This window comes from Autumnicola tepida, from assembly GCF_031846485.1.
GTDB classification, from domain to species: Bacteria; Bacteroidota; Bacteroidia; order Flavobacteriales; family Flavobacteriaceae; genus Autumnicola; species Autumnicola tepida.
The window spans coordinates 1-18,867 of sequence record NZ_JAVRHQ010000014.1; the positions used below are offsets into that span (position 1 = coordinate 1).

15 protein-coding genes are annotated in these 18,867 nt (G+C 41.0%); 10 read left to right on the forward strand and 5 right to left on the reverse strand.

What is annotated here, in order from left to right:
- The first annotated feature begins 108 nt into the window (after positions 1-108).
- From RM553_RS11925 to RM553_RS11965, 9 genes are all read left to right on the forward strand, one after another.
- Positions 109-1,089 carry a TRAP transporter substrate-binding protein gene (locus RM553_RS11925; protein ID WP_311535162.1) on the forward strand — a complete coding sequence of 327 codons (981 nt, stop codon included), beginning with the start codon at positions 109-111 and terminating at the stop codon, positions 1,087-1,089.
- Between the two features lies 1 nt (position 1,090).
- Positions 1,091-1,558: a TRAP transporter small permease gene (locus RM553_RS11930; protein WP_311535163.1), complete on the forward strand. Its 468-nt coding sequence runs from the start codon at positions 1,091-1,093 to the stop codon at positions 1,556-1,558.
- Positions 1,555-2,844 (forward strand): TRAP transporter large permease, encoded by a 1,290-nt coding sequence (locus RM553_RS11935; protein ID WP_311535164.1) that lies wholly within the window; start codon positions 1,555-1,557, stop codon positions 2,842-2,844. Before RM553_RS11930 ends, RM553_RS11935 begins: the two co-directional genes overlap by 4 nt.
- A gap of 22 nt (positions 2,845-2,866) precedes the next feature.
- A complete protein-coding gene (locus RM553_RS11940) occupies positions 2,867-3,685 on the forward strand; it encodes an SDR family oxidoreductase (RefSeq protein ID WP_311535165.1) in 819 nt (272 codons plus the stop codon).
- A gap of 11 nt (positions 3,686-3,696) precedes the next feature.
- Positions 3,697-4,890 carry a mannonate dehydratase gene (gene uxuA, locus RM553_RS11945; RefSeq protein WP_311535166.1) on the forward strand — a complete coding sequence of 398 codons (1,194 nt, stop codon included), beginning with the start codon at positions 3,697-3,699 and terminating at the stop codon, positions 4,888-4,890.
- 8 nt (positions 4,891-4,898) lie between these two features.
- A complete protein-coding gene (locus RM553_RS11950) occupies positions 4,899-7,055 on the forward strand; it encodes an alpha-glucuronidase family glycosyl hydrolase (RefSeq protein ID WP_311535167.1) in 2,157 nt (718 codons plus the stop codon).
- Between the two features lie 49 nt (positions 7,056-7,104).
- A complete protein-coding gene (locus RM553_RS11955; protein WP_311535168.1) occupies positions 7,105-7,449 on the forward strand; it encodes a hypothetical protein in 345 nt (114 codons plus the stop codon).
- Positions 7,450-7,569: 120 nt separating this feature from the next.
- Positions 7,570-7,692: a hypothetical protein gene (locus tag RM553_RS11960; protein WP_311535169.1), complete on the forward strand. Its 123-nt coding sequence runs from the start codon at positions 7,570-7,572 to the stop codon at positions 7,690-7,692.
- Positions 7,693-7,935: 243 nt separating this feature from the next.
- The gene (locus tag RM553_RS11965) at positions 7,936-9,117 is read left to right on the forward strand and encodes an MFS transporter (protein WP_311535170.1); all 1,182 of its coding nucleotides are present in this window, start codon (positions 7,936-7,938) and stop codon (positions 9,115-9,117) included.
- On the opposite strand, the gene RM553_RS11970 is transcribed toward RM553_RS11965, so the two are convergent.
- The gene (locus RM553_RS11970; RefSeq protein ID WP_311535171.1) at positions 9,118-10,221 is read right to left on the reverse strand and encodes a formylglycine-generating enzyme family protein; all 1,104 of its coding nucleotides are present in this window, start codon (positions 10,219-10,221) and stop codon (positions 9,118-9,120) included.
- Between the two features lie 182 nt (positions 10,222-10,403).
- On the opposite strand from RM553_RS11970, the gene RM553_RS11975 reads away from it, so the two are divergent.
- A complete protein-coding gene (locus RM553_RS11975) occupies positions 10,404-11,165 on the forward strand; it encodes a 3-keto-disaccharide hydrolase (RefSeq protein ID WP_311535172.1) in 762 nt (253 codons plus the stop codon).
- A gap of 607 nt (positions 11,166-11,772) precedes the next feature.
- On the opposite strand, the gene RM553_RS11980 is transcribed toward RM553_RS11975, so the two are convergent.
- From RM553_RS11980 to RM553_RS11995, 4 genes are all read right to left on the reverse strand, one after another.
- Positions 11,773-14,637 (reverse strand): glycosyl hydrolase 115 family protein, encoded by a 2,865-nt coding sequence (locus tag RM553_RS11980; protein ID WP_311535173.1) that lies wholly within the window; start codon positions 14,635-14,637, stop codon positions 11,773-11,775.
- Positions 14,638-14,641: 4 nt separating this feature from the next.
- The gene (locus RM553_RS11985; protein WP_311535174.1) at positions 14,642-15,778 is read right to left on the reverse strand and encodes an endo-1,4-beta-xylanase; all 1,137 of its coding nucleotides are present in this window, start codon (positions 15,776-15,778) and stop codon (positions 14,642-14,644) included.
- A 78-nt stretch (positions 15,779-15,856) separates the two neighbouring features.
- Complete coding sequence (locus RM553_RS11990) at positions 15,857-16,600, reverse strand: SDR family NAD(P)-dependent oxidoreductase (protein WP_311535175.1); 744 nt, start codon at positions 16,598-16,600, stop codon at positions 15,857-15,859.
- Positions 16,601-16,679: 79 nt separating this feature from the next.
- A complete protein-coding gene (locus tag RM553_RS11995; protein WP_311535176.1) occupies positions 16,680-18,830 on the reverse strand; it encodes an alpha-glucuronidase family glycosyl hydrolase in 2,151 nt (716 codons plus the stop codon).
- Positions 18,831-18,867: the final 37 nt, after the last annotated feature.

Consider the following 18,867-nt stretch of genomic DNA (forward strand, 5'->3'; position numbering starts at 1 on the left):
TGGCATCGGTTCTAAACTTTTTCAGAAAAAAGAAGACGGGAGTTTCAATTATGAAGGGATTTCAGAAAAAGTGGGAGCCGCCATAAAAATTATAAAAAGCTTCAGGAAATGAAAATTTATAAAATTACAATTCCGATTTTAACCTTTTTTATTGTCTTATTTTCCGGATGTGATGCCGAAGACAAAACGCACGTAATCCGATTAGGTCATGGTTTAGATACTTCACATTCTGTACATAAAGCTATGGTCTTTATGTCAGAGCGTTTGGAGGAAAAATCAGGTGGTAAAATGACTATCCAGATTTATCCTAATCAGCAGTTGGGTTCAGAAAGGGAATGTGTAGAGTTACTTCAAATAGGTAGTTTAGGAATGACAAAAGTTTCTGCTGCTACTATGGAAAATTTTGCTGAAGAGTTCAAAGTTTTAAATCTACCTTACTTATTCCGAAACAGTGAACACCGTTTTACTGTTCTCGAAGGTGAAATTGGACAAAACTTGTTAGAGAGCAGTAAGAATAAAAACTTAGTAGGACTTACTTTTTACGATTCTGGAACCCGAAATTTTTACGCAGATAAACCAATAAATTCACCTTCAGATTTGAATGGCTTAAAACTAAGGGTGATGCCCAGTCAAACTGCAATAAATACAGTGAAGAACTTAGGTGGTTCTCCCACGCCCATTGCCTGGGGGGAGCTTTACACTGCGTTGCAGCAGGGAATTGTTGACGGGGCTGAAAACAACTTACCAAGTTATTACCTGAATAATCATTTTGAAGTATGTTCCTACTATACTATGGATGAACATACTGCTGTTCCAGATGAACTGTTAATTAGTAGTATTATTTGGGGAAAATTAACCGTTCAGCAGCAGAAATGGTTAAAAGAAGCAGCTGAAGAATCGTCGGTTTATCAAAAGAAACTATGGCAACAGTCTGAGCAGGAAGCTTTAGATGGAATGAAAAAGGCTGGTGTAACTATAATTCATCCAGATAAAGAAGAATTCCGCGAAAAAGTCCAGCCCATGTACAAGGAATTTAGCCAGGACCCAAAAATGGCAAAAATCATAGAAGAAATACAAGCAGTAGAATAATATGAAAAGAAGCTTAGATAGAATTCTGGGAGGGATTTTAGTACTCCTCATGGCGATCATGGTTGTTGCTGTTTTGTGGCAGGTTTTTTCCAGGTATGTCATGCAGTCGCCAAGCTCCATAACAGAGGAACTGGCCAGATACCTGCTCATCTGGATCGGTATATTGGGAGCGGCTTATGCCGCAGGTCAGCAGGCACATCTGTCAATTAACCTGCTCGAAGAGAAATTGGATGCAGTAAATCGAAAACGATTGAGGATTGGGATCAATATTTTAATCATTTTCTTTTGTATTACCGTACTCATTATAGGCGGCGGAAACCTTGTGTATGTCAGTTATGATCTTGGTCAACGTTCTGCAGCCCTGGAAATTCCGCTGTACATCGTTTATTTCGTTATTCCGCTAAGCGGCGTCCTTATCATAATCTATAAAATCAATGAGATTTTAAATCCCCAAAAGTATTTAGTATGATTTCAGAAATATTAATCCTGGTCATTTCGTTTGTGGTGTTACTGGCAATTGGCGTGCCTGTTGCCTGGTCTATTGGCCTTTCCTGTCTGTTTACCATGCTGGCAACAATAGACTCCCTGGCAGCTTTTACCACCGTTGCCCAACGTATGGGAACCGGGCTGGATAGCTTTGCCTTACTGGCTATTCCCTTCTTTATTCTCGCAGGACAAATCATGAATCAGGGGGGGATTGCCAACCGGCTTATTAATTTTGCCAAAGCGCTCATTGGTTCGCTTCCCGGCGGGCTGGTTTATGTAAATGTAATCGCGGCCATGCTTTTTGGTGCGATTTCGGGTTCTGCCGTTGCCGCGGCTTCGGCTATTGGAGGGATCCTTGGCCCACCTATGGAAAGGGAAAATTATTCCCGGGAATTTGGTGCGGCTATTAATGTGACTTCTTCAACCACGGGGCTGGTGATACCACCGTCCAATATCCTGATTGTATATTCCCTTGCCAGTGGCGGAGTTTCTATTGCATCACTCTTTTTAGCGGGATATCTCCCCGGAATTTTAATGGGGCTGGCTCTTATGCTGGTGGCGGCGATATGGATTAAAAAGAAAAAATATCCTGCAGGCAATGCCAGTAGTTTTGGAAAAATTGCCTCTACTTTCCTAAATGCGCTGCCAAGTTTATTGTTACTGGTGGTGGTAATTGGAGGAATAGTTACGGGAATTTTTACGGCTACCGAGGCTTCCGGAATAGCGGTGCTTTACTGCCTGATCCTTTCTCTTATTTACGGGGAACTTAACCCAAAAATGCTTTACAACGTATTTTTAAATTCTGTGGGAACAACGGCCATTGTAATGCTGCTTATCGCCACGTCCATGAGTATGTCCTGGGTGATGTCTTACGAAAATATTCCGCAGTCGGTAAGTTCAGCTTTATTAAACCTTAGTGAAAATAAATATGTGATCCTGCTTATTATCAACCTGCTATTGTTGTTCGTGGGAACATTTATGGATATGACCCCGGCAGTGCTCATTTTCACGCCAATCTTTCTACCGGTAATGGTAAATCTGGACGTAGACCCGGTACATTTTGGGATCATCATGGTGATGAATTTATGCGTGGGATTATGTACACCGCCTGTTGGTGCAGTGCTCTTTATTGGGGTTGGCGTGGCCAAAACCACGCTTCAAAAAGTGATAAAACCGCTGCTGCCGCTCTACCTTGTAATGGCTATTGTATTGTTGCTGGTAACTTTTATCCCTGCCATCAGCCTTTGGCTGCCAAGTTTATTTGATTAAAAATTAAAAAATGAATAATAAAATGAAAACAATAGTAATAACAGGAGCTGGAGGAATTTTATGTAGTACTCTAGCAGAAGCTCTGGCTAAAGAAGGACATCAAATTGCTTTACTTGATCTCAATATTGAAGCAGCTCAACATATAGCTGACTCCATAAAGGAAAAGGGAGGTAAGGCCATTGCTTTGAAAGTGAATGTTCTAGAGAAAGGATCCCTGGTTCAGGCGAAAAATAGAATTAATGAAGAATTCGGCGCTTGTCAGGTATTAATAAACGGAGCAGGGGGGAATCATCCTGCGGCCACTACAGATGATCTGTTCTATGACACATCATCTAATCATAAAGAAGAACTCAAAACTTTCTTTAATCTAGGTATGAGCGGGATCAAATTTGTTTTTGATCTAAACTTTATGGGGACTTTGTTGCCTACGCAGGTTTTTGCAGAAGATATGGTTGAGGCAAAGGAAGGGAATATTATAAATATTTCTTCCATGAATTCATTCCAGCCTCTCACTAAGATACCCGCATATAGTGGTGCAAAAGCAGCAATTTCTAATTTCACACAATGGTTGGCTGTATATTTTTCAAAAGTTGGTATAAGAGTGAATGCTCTTGCACCAGGTTTTTTCTTAACCGAACAAAATAGAAGATTACTGACACAAGAAGATGGCAGTTTAACAGAAAGAGGGGAAACAATCATAAAAAGAACACCATTAAGAAAATTTGGCACTCCAGAAGATCTTATTTCTACAACACGTTGGTTGTGCGAAGATGGGTCAAATTTTATAACAGGAATTGTTGTTCCAATCGATGGGGGTTTTAGTGCATTTAGTGGAGTTTAAAAAAACAAAAAATGAAATTAGGATTAGAGAAAACATGGCGATGGTACGGGCCAAAAGATAACGTATCGCTGGCTGATGTCAAACAAGCAGGAGCAACCGGTGTGGTGACAGCGTTACATCATATTCTAAATGGAGAAGTTTGGACAAAAGAAGAAATTTTAAAAAGGAAAGACCAAATTGAAAATAGTGGTCTTATTTGGTCTGTCGTGGAAAGTGTACCCATCCATGAGGATATAAAGACCCAAAGTGGTAACTATAAAAAATATATCCAGAATTACTGCGAAACAATTAAAAATCTTGGTGAATGTGGTATAGATACCATTTGCTATAATTTTATGCCTGTCCTGGACTGGACAAGAACTGATCTCGACTATGAAATGGAAGATGGTTCTACGGGATTGCGTTTTGAAAAAGTTGCTTTTGCGGCTTTTGAATTATTTTTATTAAAAAGACCTGGAGCTGAAAAACGATATTCAGAAAAAGAGGTTAAAGAAGCTGAAGAATATATAACTTCAATATCAGAAGATTCAAAGGAAAAATTAGTTAATAATATTATCGCCGGGTTACCGGGAGCCGAAGAGAATTATAGTTTAAGCGATTTTAACAGGATATTAGACCGTTATAATAATATTGAGGAAAAAGAGTTGAAAGATCATCTCCATTATTTTCTTCAAAGGATAGTTCCTGCAGCTGAAGAATCAAATGTCAATATGTGCATACATCCTGATGATCCGCCATTTTCTTTATTAGGATTACCGCGCGTAGTCAGTACAGCTAAAGATATTCAGAATCTTTTCGAAGCTGTTCCTAGTAGAAGAAACGGACTTACTTTCTGTACCGGATCCTTTGGAGTCAGAAAAGATAATGATCTTCCGGAAATGGCAAAACAGTTTATCGAGAGAATTCATTTTATTCACCTAAGAAGTACATTAAGGGATGAGGTAGGAAATTTCCATGAGGCAGATCACTTAAATGGAGATGTAGATATGTACAGTGTGATAAAAATTTTGTTAGAAGAACAGGGGAGAAGGATTGCAGAAGGCCGAAAAGATTTTAAAATGCCCATGCGTCCGGATCATGGACATAAAATGCTGGATGACCTTCAAAAAACAACCAATCCGGGATATTCGGCTATAGGGAGGCTAAGAGGGCTAGCAGAACTTCGAGGTTTAGAACATGGAATTATTAGAACTATTCAAACGTAACTGACTTTATGACTGTAGTTGTTAATCTGTTAAGATTCAAATTGATGATTTTTTCCATAGTAATGCTGTTTATCGCAAGGGATGTTCAGGGGAATAATTTACCTTCTTTTGAGGATGGACATCGTATGTGGCTTAGGTATGAAACTGTGAAAAATATTGAATTACTTGAACAATATAAAAGTAGGTTTGCATCAGTAGTTCTCAACGATAATTCTGGTACTATGAGTGCCATAAAAAAAGAACTTAAAATCGGGCTAAAGGGATTGCTTTCTATAGCACCTCAGTTTCGAAGGACAATAGATCGGGATGGAGCTATATTAATAAGTACACCCGAATCACCAGCGTTAAAAACTTCATTGAAGAAAGTTTTAATTAAAGAGCTAAAATCTGTAGGAAATGAGGGATTTATTCTCCAAAAGAGATCAGTTAACGGATATGATACGACCATTATTTCCGCAAATACAGATATTGGGTTATTATACGGAACGTTTCATCTTTTGAGATTAATGCAAACTGGAAAATCCCTTTCACGACTGAACATAAAAGAATTTCCAGAGGTCCAGTTGAGGGTAGCAAACCATTGGGACAATATTGACAGATCTGTAGAAAGAGGATACGCCGGGCTTTCACTATGGGATTGGAAAACGTTACCCAATTATAAAGATCCAAGGTACACTGATTATGCGCGATTAAGTTCTTCTGTAGGAATCAATGGAGTAGTTATTAACAATGTTAATGCAAATGCTGAATTTATTACATCCCGGTATTTGGATCGTATTGCTACTTTGGCTAATATTTTCCGACCTTACGGCATAAAGATATATCTGTCTATTAATTTTAATTCTCCCCAGTTACTAGGAAATTTAAATACGGCAGATCCTTTAGATGAAGATGTAAGGGAATGGTGGAGATCGAAAGTTCAGGAAATCTACAATAAAATTCCTGATATGGGAGGGTTTTTGGTAAAGGCCGATTCTGAAGGCCAACCTGGTCCAAATACCTACGGACGTACTCATTCAGATGGAGCTAATTTATTGGCAGATGCTTTAAAACCACATGGAGGAATTGTAATGTGGAGGGCTTTTGTGTATGGTGAAAAACAGGAAGATAGGATTAGAGAAGCTTATGATGAGTTTGTGCCTCTTGATGGTGAATTTAATGATAATGTTATCCTTCAGGTAAAGAAAGGACCATTGGATTTCATGCCTATGGAACCATTTTCCCCTCTATTTGGAGCTATGCCTAACACGAATACAATGATTGAATTTCAAGTAACTCAGGAATACCTTGGGAATGCAAATCACCTTCTATACAAGGGGAAAATGTACAATAAAATATTGATGTCTGATACCTATGCCCATGGAAAAGGAACTTTAGTGGGGGATATTATTTCTGGAAAAATTTTTAAATACAATCTAACTGGTATGGCAGGAGTGATTAATCCTGGGACAGCCAGAAATTGGACTGGGCATCCTTTTGTGCAGTCCAGCTGGTATGCCTTCGGAAGACTTGCCTGGAATTACCAACTTGATCCTGACAAAATAGCAAGGGAATGGATCCAAATGACCTTTTCAAATGAGGAAAAAGTAGTGGAAAAGATACAGAAAATTATGTCAATTTCTTCCGAAGCCGCTGTCAATTATAGGGAGCCCTTGGGACTGACCCATATTGGCACTGGTTCTCATTATGGTCCAGCACCTTGGTCAAAAAGATCACAAATTTTCCATCATGCAGACGAAGTAGGTATTGGTTTTAATCGCTCCACTAGTGGCTCTAGTGCGGTTTCCCAATATCATGAACCTTTAGCATCAGAATTTAACAATTTAAGTACCATTCCGGAAGAGCTGTTGCTATGGTTCCATCATGTAAGGTGGGATTATACCATGAAATCCGGCAATTCCTTATGGGAAGAATTAGTAAATCATTATCATGTTGGCGTTAATCAGGTAAGAGAAATGCAGGAGTTATGGGATTTCTTAGAAAATGAAATAGATACGGAAAGATTTAACCATGTGAAATCACTATTGGAAATTCAGGAGAGAGATGCTGTGAGATGGAGAGATGCTTGCCTACTATACTTTCAGAGTTTTTCCAGGAAAGAAATTCCTAAAAGATATGAGCAGCCTAAACATAGTCTCCAATATTATAAATCATTAAAAGAATAAGATACGGGACTTTTGGATTAAGAAAAATTAAAACACTTTTAATAGAACAATGGAATATCTAAATAGATTGAAGAGCACTATTTATAGTCTTATTATAGCTGTTATTTTTTCTTGTGGAGGAGTTGAAGGAAAGCAAGATCAGCAAATTACTGCGCAGGAAGGGTTGAACTTAAACACTATAGAAAATCCCGTACTTAAAGAGGATTTTGCCGATCCGTCTGTTGTTTGTGTAAGTAAAGATTTCTGGGCTACAGCAACTTCTTCAGAATGGGGGCCTTTATACCCATACTACATTCTAAAAATATCGAAGAATGGGATGTTCCAGAGTATGATTTCGCTCTACAACCCGTTCATTCTTACCTTTAAAACAGACGCCCCTGATGGGGCAGCCTGAGCAATTCTTTGCTCTTTATTTGCTGTAGGTTCGCTTGTAACCTGATTTTGTGGTTTTCTAGTTACCAATGATGATAAATATGCTTTAATAGAAGCCATAGATCCAGATTGGAACGGGGCTTTGCCCTACACCATGCTTATTGAGCCCGGCGGAGAGGTGGTATGGAAATATCAGGGGGAAGTAGATTTTAAAGAACTCATGAAAACTATAGTTGAGAACCCTATGATTGGCAGGGTGTATTAATTAAATCGTTAATGTTAATAATCAAAGTAAAGGGCTTTAGGGAATAATCTAAGGCCTTTTTTACATTTTCTTCTGAAGAATGGCCGTTATGGCCTGTATCTTAACAACATTTTATCAGCCGTTAAAACCGCTTCTGCTGCCGTATTATTTAATTTTGAAGTTCCCCTGAAAATTTAAATTATCAGATAGCGGCAGAATATGTTTGGAACCGATAAGCGAATTATAATCCTTGGAATTGCAAGAATGGCAGATTCACTGGGGAATTCTTTTCTTATCGTGGTGCTCCCGCTTTACATCGCCAGTGAAAAAGTACAGGGAGAATTCTTCGGACTTTCAGAATCCTTTATTACCGGGCTGGTGCTTGGCCTTTTTGGCCTCATAACAAGTTTCACCCAACCTTTTGCAGGAAGGCTTTCCGATAAATTCGGAAAAAGAAAACTCTTTGTTCTGTTTGGGCTCGGGCTTTTTACCATTGCCAATTTTAGTTATTCCTTTGTCCACACCTACTGGGCACTAATGATGGTAAGGGCATTCCAGGGCCTGGCCGCGGCACTTACTATTACGGCCAGCCTGGCACTGGTAAGCGAACTTAGTGGCAAAGGCAGCAGGGGAAATAATATGGGCGTGTACAATTCTTTCAGGCTAATCGGGTTTGGAGCCGGTCCTTTAATAAGTGGCGTTCTGGCACAGGGAGGGCCATATAATGTTCCTGTTTTGGGAACTATAGATGGCTTCACCGCTTCTTTTTACATTGCTTCATTTGCAGCCTTACTAGGTGCTGCGCTGGTCTCCCTGCTGGTGCACGATCCTGAGGATATTGAACCAAGCGACAGGAAAATGTCCATCCGCGTAAAATCTACGGAAAAAGGGCGGATCCTGGATCCCATTTTTGCCCTTGGTTTGGCAACGCTTATAATGAGTTTTGGCTTCTCTCTTTTAGCTCCTATAGAAACCGAAACCAATCAACGTTTAGGGCAGGGTGCTTTCTTATTTTCAGTAGAATTTAGTGCGCTAATTGGGGTTTTGGCTATTTTTCAGCCTTTAATTGGTAAAGCCAGTGATAAATATGGGCGGAAGATTTTTATCGTTATCGGTCTTATTGCTTTAATTCCTGCGGAACTTGCTCAGGGGATCGCCACAGAGTCCTGGCATATGATCGCTGCCCGGGCTTTCCAGGGGATTAGTGCTGCAATGGTTTTTGCTCCGGCACTTGCACTTGCCGGCGACCTTGCTCAAAAAGGCCAGACGGGTACGCAGCTTTCCGTGGTAACTATGGCTTTTGGTTTAGGAATTTCCCTTGGATCTTTCCTTTCAGGTTATGCCGTACGTTTTGGTTTTATAGTGCCTTTTGTTGTGGGCGCTGTTCTTGCCGGTTTGGGGATTTTAATCGTCACCACGCAGGTACCCCAGGATAGAAAAACGTAGCTATTTTTTCTCCGGCCTTAAAACGGTTCTAAACCCTACATGGTCTGTTCCGGAATCTAAAGACATTCCCATTCTTGCTGAAATCCTGTAACTGGCGCAGTAAGATTTATTGCATAAAAAAGAACCGCCTTTCATTACCTTTTGCATTTCGTAGGGATTATCTGGATTGTAAGATGTTTGTGAACCTTCAGGATTAATTAATTCGCCCTCATTTAACGCCTGTTTATAGTAATTAACATCAAACCAGTCCGTAGTGATTTCCCAAACATTCCCGGCCATATCATATAAGCCTATGCTGTTTGGAGGAAAGGATTTTACCGGTGCGGCATAGCTAAATCCATCTTCCGGTTTATTTTCAGTAGGAAAGCTTCCCTGCCAGGTGTTGGCATTTTCATTCAGTTCTTTTTCTTCATCTCCCCAGGTATAAATTCCGCCGTTGAGCTGCCCTTTTGCGGCTGCTTCCCATTCCGCTTCTGTAGGTAAACTTCTTCCTGCCCATTTACAGTAGGCAAGGGCATCTTCATAAGAAACGTGTACTACAGGATAATTCATTTTACCTTCAATATTGGTTCCCGGACCGTAAGGATGCCTCCAGTCGGCACCAATTTCCCATTCCCACCACTGCGAATAATCGTTAAGATTGGTAACTTTTTCAAGGCTCTTCCTAAAAACTAGCGATCCCGGTTGCAGAATACTGTCATGTGGCTTTGGAGTACCAGCAGGTAATTGTTTCTTCATTTCTTCCCAGTCTATGGGCCTTTCAGCAACGGTCACATAGCCGGTTTCCTCTACAAATCTGGCAAATTCGGCATTGGTTACTTCGGTTACATCCATAAAGAAACCATCCACGGCAACCGGATGTGCCGGTTTTTCCCGGGGCAGCGCATAAGGATCATCTTCAGTTGCGCCCATGGTGAATTTCACGCCCGAAACCCATTTCATGCCTTCAGGCACAGCAATACTATCGGGCTTTTTTACCAGAAGTTTATAAGAAGTTGTTTCTTTCTGCGGAATGCTATCCTGATGTGTTTCCTTTTCTGAATCCTGGCAGGAAAGGAAAACTGCAGAAATAGTGATGAAAATTATATAAGTTTTCAGTTTCATATTAGAATATACTGAAGATGATTTCAGGCTAGCAATTTACTAAATGATATTCAAAGAGAAATTCAATTCCGCGAAAAGCAGTTCCTAATCTGAAAACCAATAATAAAACCTGCTGTATTTTTTGAAGAAGCCGGATTAAAACCTAATTTTATTTTTCAATAATATCTCTGAAACTTACTGTTATGAAGAAAACTGATTTGTCCTTCTTTGCCAGCTTTTGTTTTTTCCTTGTATGCTGTATGCTCAATGCTCAAAACCCTGCCGATCTTCCTCCCGAAGCAACCGAATTTTATGAGCCTGTGCCTCCAAAAGTACAATCTGAACCGGTTTTGACTGCGCCGCCTTCAGATGCCATTATTTTATTTGATGGGACTAACCTGGATGCATGGCAAAATGCCGAAAATAATACTGAAGCCAACTGGAACATATCAGGTGATGCGTTAGTGGTAAACCCCGGAGCGGGAGCTATTAAAACAAAACAGAATTTTGCTGATGTACAGCTGCATGTGGAGTGGAAATCCCCTGCTGAGGTGAAAGGAGAAGGACAGGGCCGTGGCAATAGCGGAATTTTCCTGATGGATAATTATGAAGTCCAGGTATTGGATTCTTATGAGAATGAAACCTATACCAACGGGCAGGCGGCAAGCATTTATAAGCAGTCCTCTCCTTTGGTGAATGCCACCAATCCGCCTTCAGAATGGAATAGCTATGACATTATTTTCACCGCGCCGGAATTTGATAAAAACGGGATGGTATTAAACCCGGCCAAAATCACTGTTTTGCATAACGGGGTGGTGGTCCAGAATAATTTTGAACTTAAAGGCCCAACTGTATATACCGGAATTCCACATTATACGGAACATGCCGAAAAATTGCCCATCGTGCTTCAGGATCACGGCAATCCGGTAAGTTTCAGGAATATTTGGGTAAGGGAACTGGATTAACTTCTTTTATGTCAAGCTGAATTGGTTTCAGCTTCTTTATGTTGAATTCTAATAAATCTTCAGAAGATTTTAAAATAAACTACCATTGACATTTTCTTTCCAATAACAATTTTCCCTTCGGTCATTTTTTTGCCTTTGCATTAATTTGATCCGGCCTATCGAAAGCTTATTGTGAAATTTGAAGAGAAAGCACCGTAAAATTTTAGGCTGTTTGAGCCTGACCTTTTTCTATCTTTAGTTGAATTACAGTGGCGAGTTTCTAAAATTTAGGTGCTGAACGAAAAATTTAGATAAGCTTTCCGTAAGCCTAGACTTTTTTGTTTCTTTTTTTTGCATCCGACAACCGGAGGGAGAGGAATGCATGCAAAAAAGAAAGAATTCATAGGAAATTTTGTACTGAAATAAATATAAAATTTATGTAGGACAGGATTGATAAAGAATATTTCGTCATATACCTATACTGGATAATTCTTGTATCACAGGCCAAGGATACGTCCGGCATTTTAAATCCTACCATAGTCATCTCGAGCCTACCTTTCTGCCGCTCAGGCAGGCTCGAACTAACAGTATTTCAAATTATTTCATTGCTCCATTGTTACATTAACAGTTATTCCACCTTCACACTTTCCGGCGGTCCAAGATAAGAATCTCCAACTTCCCCGGTTTTAATGAGGATCTTCTGAATTACAATTCCGGGATCTACCGCCCAGATTTTTAAGCTGTGGTTCCCGCCAGCTTCAAGATCAAAAGAGGCAGTCACCCTGGTGGCATTATTAGCTACTGAAGTATTCCAGTCGTCCTCCGTGTCCTCCTGCAGGTTTAATATTTTAGGTTCTTTTCCATCAATGGATGCTGCAAATCTTAATCCGCCGCGATCAAGAAAATCGAGGCTTGGGGATAAAGTAAATTCCACTTCAACTTTTCCCGACTCAAATGCATAAAATTCATATTGGAGGTAAGGATTATCTTCAGTAAATTCCTGGCCAGGCTGCATTTCTCCTGAAGACATTGCAGCGCCGGTCTTTCCTAAATTCGGAATTTCTTGCCAGGCATTTTCTCCTTCAGATTTTTCTGAATATCCCGTTGCGGGAATAGAGATATACCCGTTGCTTTCTACATAGCCTGAAATATCAGCTTCCGCGGGATTATTATGAACAGGAACAATTACTTCAACCTTTGTTCTTCCGGGGCCTTTAATTGTCAATGGAACTTCAGTAGTTCCTTTTGGCGCCGATTTCCAGTCTACATTTACCGTTATTTCCTGGTTATCGGTTACCGTTCCTTTTTCTGAAGAAAGCTGAAGCCAGTCCTTTTTGTTTTTGATCTTGTATTTTAACTCTTCCTGCCCTTTGTTGAAAATGGTAATTTTCGCCTCCTGATTGCTATACGGACTCAAAATTGGCAATTTTGCACTTCCCGACGCTTCCGGCCATGATTTTTCTGAACCGCTTATCGTAACGCCCATTGCAGCATCTTGAGGTACATCAATACGGGTAACCTCAGGCATATTATTTTGCTCCGGCTGCTGCCAATAGGTGTAGCCAATATGCGTCTGGGACATCATATGGTTCCATTTACCATCAGCCATTTCGTGGTGATAGTAATCGGTAAGTTCAGCGTCTTTCTTAAAATACTCCTCTACTTTATCAGCATACTCATTTGCTGAAGCCCGGCCTTGTTCTGCATACAATTTATTCTTTGCAGCGGCAATGTAAAGCCTATTGAGGTTTGCTGAAGCCTTTACAGGAAATAAAACCAGTTGGTAAAAAGCATCTTTATATTCCTGCGGAATTTTACTATAGACGTTTTCTGCTTTTTCTTCAAGGGTATCAAAATCTTTCAGCACCTTATCTGCTTCATTAAAATTGTTCAGGCTGTAAGTTTCGGGGCTAATAAGTTCCGGCTTTCTTCGGCTGTTGTAGTTGGTATAAGTAAGCAGTAAATCTGCGGTTTCTTCAGCATACTCCTGCGGAAATTGCTCTGCGGCCCAATTTACGGTATAGTCCCTAAGGTCTTCTGCAGCGATTTTTTCAGGATTCCAGGCGAAATCCAGGAAAAAACTAATGGGATATTCCATAGGCTTAATATCGCCCACATTTACAATCCACAGGCGGTCTGCCCCAAAATCATAGGCCAGGTTCATCTGTTCCCAAACCCGTGAAATCTGTGTGGTGTTGATCCATTTATAGTTTCGCGGGCCACCAACATAATCATAATGATAATAAATTCCATAGCCGCCTTCCCGTGGCTCTTCTTCAGGATTTGGCAATTTGCGGATATTTCCCCAGTTATCGTCAGAAAGCAGTAAGGTAACATCATCCGGTACCCGCATTCCCTGGTCGTAGTAATCCTGCACTTCTTTATACAGCGCCCAAACCTGTGGAGTTTCTTCAGCAGGTTTCCCGGTAACTTCAGAAATTATCTGCCTTTGGTCTGCCACAATATTTTCCAGCAGGTTTATAGCCGTGCCTTCGCTCATAGGTTCATCTCCATCGCCACGCATTCCAATGGTTACCAGGCTCTCATTATCGCCCATTCTTTCCATGCCTTTGCGCCAGAATTCCTGAAGGTTCTCTTTGTTTTTGGTATAATCCCAGGGGCCTTCACCATATTTTCCCCATTCCGCATGGGCACGCATCAAAGGTTCGTGGTGTGAAGTTCCTATCACAATGCCATAATCATTAGCCAGTTTGGGATTTTTTGGATCGTCATCATAAAACGCCCTGCCCCACATTGCCGGCCAGAGATAATTACCTTTTAGGCGTAAAATAAGTTCAAAAACATGCTCGTAAAACTGACTGTTAAAGCCTCCAAAATTTTCCATGATCCAACCCGAAAGCGCCGGTGCTTCATCATTAATAAAGATTCCGCGGTATTTTACTTTTGGGGAACCATCAGTAAATTTTCCGCTTTTCACGTAAATCTCATCAGCTTTTTTAGCAGGAACATCTGCCCACCAGTACCAGGGAGAAACACCCATTTCTTCAGAAACATCGTACATCCCAAAAATCGTCCCCCGCTTGTCGCTCCCAGCTATTACCAGGGCTTTTTCCACATTGGGCATTGGATTCTCCACTACCTGTATGCTGAAATTTTCCCAGTTCCCCACAATCTCCGATACGTCTAATTTTCCGTTACCGGCAAGTTGATCGATAAGCGGACTTTTACCCAGCGTACCCACAATAATGGCAGTTTTGGCACTTATTTCTCCTGTGCTGTCTATCTGCGGAAGCCTTCCCGTCACCCGTTCAATATCCTGGCTCAGGTCCTCGGCTACCAGTTTTACGCCTTTAAAATCTTCAGTATTTAGATAAATTGATGGTAATTCTGAAGCAGAAGCTAAAGCAAAAGCTCCTTCTTCAGCGTTTTGGGTGATATAACTTTCCTGCGCAAAGACAAGCGCCGGAAGCAAAAAAGCAATTACACCGTAAAAAAATCTTTTCTTTAATCTTGCTGCTGCGGAAATCTTCATTTCTTTAATTTTTTTCGTCAAACTCAACCACCTTCCAGTACGCTTTTTTCGGCTCATAATTTTCATCAAAAAGCAGCGGATAATTTTTTCTGCCTTCTACAGGATAATGGTCAAGCCAGCTGTAATTGTCAGATACATTCCAAAAAGTAACTCCTGTCAGCACGTCTTTATAATCCCTAAAAACTTTAAAAAACATATCATAACTTTCAATTTGCCGTTGCTCCATTTCAGGGGTAAATTCATCAGATTCGCCCTCTCTTAATTCCCTTCGTTCCTTTTCCCACGGATAAAGGGAAACGTCGAGTTCGGTTATCTGCACGTCAAGGCCCAACGAAGAATATTTGTCTATGGCTTCCCTTAAATCTTTTTCGGAAGGGTCAAAAATTGACCAATGTGCCTGGATTCCCACGCCGTCAATCGGGGCGCCTTTGTCTTTCAGCAGTTTTAGAAGCTTGTAAATCCGCTCCCTTTTTTCAGGAATAACGGCATTGTAGTCATTGTAGAAAAGCTTTGCTTCAGGGTCGGCTTCATGCGCATATTCAAAAGCTTTTACCAGAAAATCCTCCCCGGCAATTTCATACCAGGGGGAATTTCTTAAGAATTCTTCGGGATTGTCTGATATGGCCTCATTCACCACATCCCAGGCGTAAATTGTTCCTTTGTACCTGGAAACCACGCTGTCTATATGGGTTTTCATCCGTTGTAAAAGCTCTTCTTTGCTCACCTGGCCGCCATCTTCAGCTTTAAAAATCCAATCGCCGGTTTGCTGGTGCCATACCAGGGCATGGCCACGCATTTTCATATCATGTTCCCGTGCAAACTCAGCAATTTTATCGGCAGCTTCCCAATAATAGCGGTTTTGTTCAGGATGAATTTCTCCCATTTTCATCACGTTCTCCGGCGTCATGCTGTTGAACTGTTCTAAAATGAGTTCTTTAGATTGACCTTCAAGTGATCTGGGAGCTACGGCAACGCCAATTGGGAAATAACCATCATAATAGTCTTTAAGCCCTTTTTCCTCTGATTTTTCTGCGGAAGCAATAGCTGCATTTTCCTCTTTTTCTTCATTATTGGATTTACAGCTGAAGAGCAGCAGTGTGCAAAGCAGAAGGAAACTTAGATTTGTAATTCGGTTTTTCATAATTGGATAATGTGTTCGTTGATATTTATACCAGATGGTCAGGTTGAGCGGAATCGAAACCGCACTTATATAATGATCTTAAAATCCTATTGAATTTCCGCCGTCTATAGGCAAAATAGTTCCTGTGGTAAATTTTGATTCGGTCGTCGCATAATAAAATACAGCATCTGCAACATCTGAAGGTTCTCCAAGTTTGCCCATTGGGGTTCTGGAGAGCACCTTATTTTTTCTTTCGGGATCGCTGTCCAGTGCCTTACCGCTCATATTGGTTTTGATGAACCCGGGAGCCACACAGTTTACCCTTATTCCAAATTCGGCAAGATCAACAGCCATGGCGCGGGTCATTCCTTCAATAGCGGTTTTGCTGGCGGAATAGGCTATTACCTTCGGGATACCATATTGGGCGGCCATAGAACTAATGTTAATAATGCTTCCCGAATTCTTCTGTTTCATATATTTTGAAACTTCGCGGCTCATTACAAAAACGCTGGTAATATTGGTATGCAGAATAGACTGGAATTCCTCGTCGGTCACTTCCAGAAATTCCTTTTTCATATTGATCCCGGCATTATTTACCAGGATATCTATGCTGCCAGCTTCTTCAGCAATCTTTGCCACTGCGGCGGGAATATCTTTCAGGTTGTTGAGGTCCAGGATAAAAGGTTTGGCATTGGGGCCAAGTTCTTCACAGGCCTTTTTGGTTTTTTCTTCGTTTCTGCCATTTACATAAGTAGTAACGCCGTTGTCGCATAATTTTTTAGCGGTGGCATATCCTAATCCGGCATTAGCGCCGGTAACAATTGCGGTTAGATTTTCTTTCATTTAAATAGGGTTTGGGAGATTTTCCCGCTTTAGAAGCCGTTTTTCTCCTTTTTCAGGTTATAGTTTTGTTCGCGGGAGATTAAATTCCCGGGGCATAAGGTGTTTTTAAATTTTTATAATATTCTAAGGTATGTGCGGGTTCTGGTATAAATTCCGGCATTTCCATGTTAGAGAACTGCTGAAAATAAAGAAGACAGGCATCTCTCCACCATTTAGCTTCCTTTAGCTGAATTTGCAATAACATAGATACTTTTTCAAATCTTTCCTCATCTACGTACTGCTCCATATTATTCCAGGTTTCAGTCATATCTTCAACTTCTTCCACGCCTTCCTGATATTTGGAGGCCATATTGTACCAGAGGGTTTTGCCGTTTTTCATTTCATAATCCCATGGGAGATGATGGAACCAAAGCAGGTACTTTTCAGGAGTGGTTTCAGGAGAACTGTATTTCTCAGCGATAGGATCGGCATATTGCTCCAGGGCATTGCTACCGGAGCTGGTGCGGTCAAATCCAACTCCTGCCGAATCTGCCTTATGGTAATACACAGGATTCCATTCCGGGCGGGAAAGATTACTTACCCACGGCCCGGGGCCATAATGGTGGCCGGTACGCATAATGTGATGAAGGCCAAGCGGCGTCATATATTTAACAACGGTTTCCCGGGATTCCAGCATCATTTCTTTCATGGGTTCAACAAATTCCTCATTATTGGTAAAGGTCATTTTAAGCCATTCTTCAGCAATATCCCCGGAATCCATATAAGGATCCCACGCCAGGCGCCCAAAGCCATACCAGTTGGCCTGCCCAAAGGGATGTCCCGTCCAGTTCCTTTCATTTCCAATATTTGCGACTCCTGCCATTCCGGTAAGCTTTTTATTGGAAAGTGTGCCATCAATAACTTTGGCAACCGTAGAATTTTCACCGTTTACATAGGTGTCTTCTTCCAGGGTTTCTTCGAATAACTTCGGAAGAAAGACCAAATGCGTGGCAAAGCCAAGGTATTCTTGGGTAATTTGAAATTCCATCATTAAAGGAGTGTTGGGCATTGCACCGAACAGCGGGTGGAAAGGCTCCCGCGGCTGAAAATCTATAGCTCCGTTTTTTACCTGTAGCAAAACATTATCTGCAAACTCTCCGTCAAAAGGAACAAATTCTGAATAAGCCTGTTTTGCACGGTCTTCAGGGTCATGCTCAGAATATACAAAGGCGCGCCACATAATTATTCCGCCATGAGGAGCCACGGCTTCGGCGAGCATATTAGCGCCATCCACATGTGAGCGGCCATAGTTATTTGGCCCCGGCTGCCCTTCAGAATTCGCTTTAACCAAAAATCCACCAAAATCGGGAATTTCAGCATAAATCTGGTCGGCTTTGTCTTTCCACCATTGCCTTACTTCTTCATTTAAAGGATCGGCAGTTTCCAGGCCACCGTTTTCTATGGGAGAAGAAAATCTTGCGGTAAGGTAAACCTGGATCCCGTAGGGTCTGAAAACTTCAGCAAGCGCTTTTACTTTTTTAATATATTCTTCAGTTAAAACAAGGGAATTGGCATTTACATTGGTGAGCACGGTCCCGTTAATCCCAATAGAGGCGTTAGCGCGGGCATAATTTGTATACTCAGGCTTGATAAGATCTGGCAGAAGATGCCAGTCCCAGATGGAAAAGCCGGCATAACCTCTTTCCACCGTGCGGTCCAGGTTATCCCAGTGATTAAGCACCCTTTTCTGGATTTTAGAGCTATCGTAGATATCAAGATTGGACAGTTTATTGTGCAGCTGCATTTCCCGAAGCAGTCGAAAACTGCCGTAAAGTACACCTATGTGGGATTTCCCGGTTATAAGAATTGTATTATTGCCTTCAAATTTTACTTCTTTAATAATGTAACCTTCAGAATTGATATTTTCGAAATCTGATTTTAAATTTTTTTGAAGCTGCTGCGGAAGTTGATCCATTTTTCCCAGCACCAGTATATTTTCACCTGAATTTTTCTCCGGAAGTTCTTTTCCGAAGAAGGATTTCCAGGCGGTCTGCATTTCTTCCGCAGAAACATTAAGGGTTGGAGAGTTTCCTAAAATTTTAATTCCCTGAATCTTATTAAGATAATTTTTCTGAAGTTGGGCATCTGTAATTTTGTTGTATTGCAGCCATAGGTCATAACCCTTTTGGGAAAAAGAGTTGATGGCTAAAAAGAGAGTTAAGGTGCTTAAAATTAGCTTTTTAAGTTTCATAAAACAGGAGTCAATAAAAAAGATGCTCATGGCAATT

Excerpts from the sequence above, each read along its gene's own strand:
- RM553_RS11925 (WP_311535162.1), top strand. The coding sequence starts at position 109 with ATGAAAATTTATAAAATTACAATTCCGATTTTAACCTTTTTTATTGTC.
- RM553_RS11930 (WP_311535163.1), top strand. The coding sequence starts at position 1,091 with ATGAAAAGAAGCTTAGATAGAATTCTGGGAGGGATTTTAGTACTCCTC.
- RM553_RS11935 (WP_311535164.1), top strand. The coding sequence starts at position 1,555 with ATGATTTCAGAAATATTAATCCTGGTCATTTCGTTTGTGGTGTTACTG.
- RM553_RS11940 (WP_311535165.1), top strand. The coding sequence starts at position 2,867 with ATGAAAACAATAGTAATAACAGGAGCTGGAGGAATTTTATGTAGTACT.
- uxuA (WP_311535166.1), top strand. The coding sequence starts at position 3,697 with ATGAAATTAGGATTAGAGAAAACATGGCGATGGTACGGGCCAAAAGAT.
- RM553_RS11950 (WP_311535167.1), top strand. The coding sequence starts at position 4,899 with ATGACTGTAGTTGTTAATCTGTTAAGATTCAAATTGATGATTTTTTCC.
- RM553_RS11955 (WP_311535168.1), top strand. The coding sequence starts at position 7,105 with ATGGAATATCTAAATAGATTGAAGAGCACTATTTATAGTCTTATTATA.
- RM553_RS11965 (WP_311535170.1), top strand. The coding sequence starts at position 7,936 with ATGGCAGATTCACTGGGGAATTCTTTTCTTATCGTGGTGCTCCCGCTT.
- RM553_RS11970 (WP_311535171.1), bottom strand. The coding sequence starts at position 10,221 with ATGAAACTGAAAACTTATATAATTTTCATCACTATTTCTGCAGTTTTC.
- RM553_RS11975 (WP_311535172.1), top strand. The coding sequence starts at position 10,404 with ATGAAGAAAACTGATTTGTCCTTCTTTGCCAGCTTTTGTTTTTTCCTT.
- RM553_RS11980 (WP_311535173.1), bottom strand. The coding sequence starts at position 14,637 with ATGAAGATTTCCGCAGCAGCAAGATTAAAGAAAAGATTTTTTTACGGT.
- RM553_RS11985 (WP_311535174.1), bottom strand. The coding sequence starts at position 15,778 with ATGAAAAACCGAATTACAAATCTAAGTTTCCTTCTGCTTTGCACACTG.
- RM553_RS11990 (WP_311535175.1), bottom strand. The coding sequence starts at position 16,600 with ATGAAAGAAAATCTAACCGCAATTGTTACCGGCGCTAATGCCGGATTA.
- RM553_RS11995 (WP_311535176.1), bottom strand. The coding sequence starts at position 18,830 with ATGAAACTTAAAAAGCTAATTTTAAGCACCTTAACTCTCTTTTTAGCC.